2 protein-coding genes are annotated in these 2,196 nt (G+C 66.5%); one reads left to right on the top strand and one right to left on the bottom strand.

What is annotated here, in order from left to right; translation table 11 throughout:
* Window positions 1-120 precede the first annotated feature (120 nt).
* Window positions 121-1,524: a group II intron reverse transcriptase/maturase gene (gene ltrA / locus ACF08M_RS41545; protein WP_392190507.1), complete on the bottom strand. Its 1,404-nt coding sequence runs from the start codon at window positions 1,522-1,524 to the stop codon at window positions 121-123.
* 91 nt (window positions 1,525-1,615) lie between these two features.
* Here ltrA and ACF08M_RS41540 point away from each other — a divergent pair, with 91 nt between their 5' ends.
* Complete coding sequence (locus ACF08M_RS41540) at window positions 1,616-1,798, top strand: hypothetical protein (protein WP_392190506.1); 183 nt, start codon at window positions 1,616-1,618, stop codon at window positions 1,796-1,798.
* Window positions 1,799-2,196 lie beyond the last annotated feature (398 nt).

Raw genomic sequence — 2,196 nt, 5'->3', positions numbered from 1 at the left:
GGGTTGGGTCGGGCCGGGGCGCGGCACTGGCCTTGCGACCAGCCCGTTTCCCCGACCCGCCCGCCGCACCCGCCGTGCGTGTCTCCACGCAACGGGCGCTCCACGTGCCTTGGCCGGTGGTCAGTCGCCAGTACTGGCGACTGCCGGTCGTGGTGTCCACGGGGTCGGGATGTTGCTGCCGCGGTAGCGGTAGCGGATCACTTTGACGCTGGATGCGCCGGTGAACTCGACTCCGTCGCAGATGAGCTTCCAACTGCCCGGTCGGCAGAACCGACGGCGCAGTTCCCTCCAGCTGAGCCGGGAGTGCTTGTGGAAGATCCAGCGGACGATGCGATGCCACGCGTGGTCATCGACCGTGCTGAATACCGCCTTCGACACCCCGTGCCGGAAATAGTTCGCCCACCCGCGCAGGGTGCGGTTGAGGCTGGCCAGCAGCTCGTCCACGTCCCTGTGCAGGTCTGATCTGCGTGTTCTGCCTTTCACCTTGTCCTTGATCGACTGGATCGCCTTCTTGGACGGCTTGGTGTAGACGTAGTGCTTCTGCGTTCCTCGTTTCCGCTGCCTGCGGATATGGAAGCCGAGGAAGTCGAAGCCCTCATCGATGTGGACCACCTGGGTCTTCTCCGGTGCCAGACGCAGCCCCAACGGGGCGAGCACGCCGGCCACCTCCTCGCGCAGGTCCTCGGCATGGCGGCGTTCCCCGGAGACCATCAGTACGAAGTCGTCCGCGAAACGGATCAGCCGCCAGTTACCCAGTCCGTGCTTCCTGCGCGTGACCCGCCGCTTGTAGCTGCCCATGTCCTGCTGCCACTGCCGGGCGAAGTGCTCGTCCAGCGCGGACAGCGCGATGTTAGCCAACAGCGGGGAGAGAATCCCGCCTTGCGGGGTGCCCGTCAGCGTCTCCTTCCGGTCCCCGGAGGTCGTCATGACCCCGGATTTCAGAAACGCCTTCACCAGCGTGCAGACGCGCTTGTCCTTGATCCTTGCCCGCAGGCGGTCCATCAGGGCCGTGTGATCGATCTCGTCGAAGCACGCCTTGATGTCCGCCTCCAGGACCCAGTGGAACTTGTTGGCCCCGGAAGACAGGTGGTGGATCTCGGCAATCGCATCGTGTGCCCGCCGGTTGGTGCGGAACCCGTACGAGCACGGCAGGAAGTCCGCCTCGAAGATGGGTTCGAGCACTGCTTTGAGGCTGGCCTGGACCACCCGGTCGGCGACCGTGGGAATCCCCAGCGCGCGGAGCTTGCCGCTCGCCTTCGGGATCACCACCTGTCGCACTTCGACCGGCTCGAACGCGCCCGCCTTCAGCGCGTCCCTGATGTGTTCCAAGAACGCCTCGACCCCGATCCAGGTCTCGATCAGGGCCACCGTGGCCCGGTCGATCCCTGGGGTCCTCGCCCCGGTGTTGGTGGCCACGCGTTCCCACGCGTGCACCAGAAACGCCGGGTCGTAGACGAGGTTGAACAGGTCACCGAACCGCCGGGAGTCATCTTCTCCCGCCCATCGGTGCAACTTGATCTGCATCTCCCGTACCGCGAAATGAGCCGAGTCAGGACCCGGCCACCTCACGGCGCCGGTATTCACCGGCGCTTCTTCGGGCATTGCACTCCTCTCCTTGCTTGGCACGCTGCCGTCCTTCCCCCTGCTCCGGGCTCTCCCCGGCTCCGAGTACTACGACGGCTCCGCCCCGCTCGCGCCCATCGGCAGGCATCGCGCCTATCCCCGGCTGACCGGCCTGGCGGGCCGGGTCGCGGGGAGCGGATACGAGCGGTTCCCACGTTCACTGCTGTTCGGTTGACGGGTTAGGCACCCGGCTCTGCCCCTGCGGCCTCGCCACGACTACGCCGTAGACCTTCGTCGTGGCCTCCCGGCCCAAGCTGTCAATACCGGACCGGGAGTTCCCCGCCCTTCCGGGCGGTTACGCACCGCTGACCAGCCCATATCCACCGGATTGGAGCTGGCAAGAACTCAAGAGGCGTAATGACGCCGGTTCCTCGCGTATACCTTCCCGTCTCGCTCACCGGGCCCGACCCATCCGGCAGTGCTGGGCCGACCCGACTTTGTCGAGGCTGCTCTCGCCCTCCCCGGCGATCCCCGGTTCAGGCTGCCTCCCGCTTCACCTCGCCGCTACGACGGCGAAGCGACGGTGGTCTTCCACCTCCGTCCGAAACAACAGCGCCTCGTGGCGCACTGACA

Origin of the sequence: Streptomyces sp. NPDC015032, from assembly GCF_043080425.1 — a bacterium.
Lineage (GTDB): Bacteria > Actinomycetota > Actinomycetes > Streptomycetales > Streptomycetaceae > Streptomyces.
The sequence above is the reverse complement of the archived record's forward strand: the minus strand, read 5'-3'. Positions and strand labels throughout refer to the sequence as shown.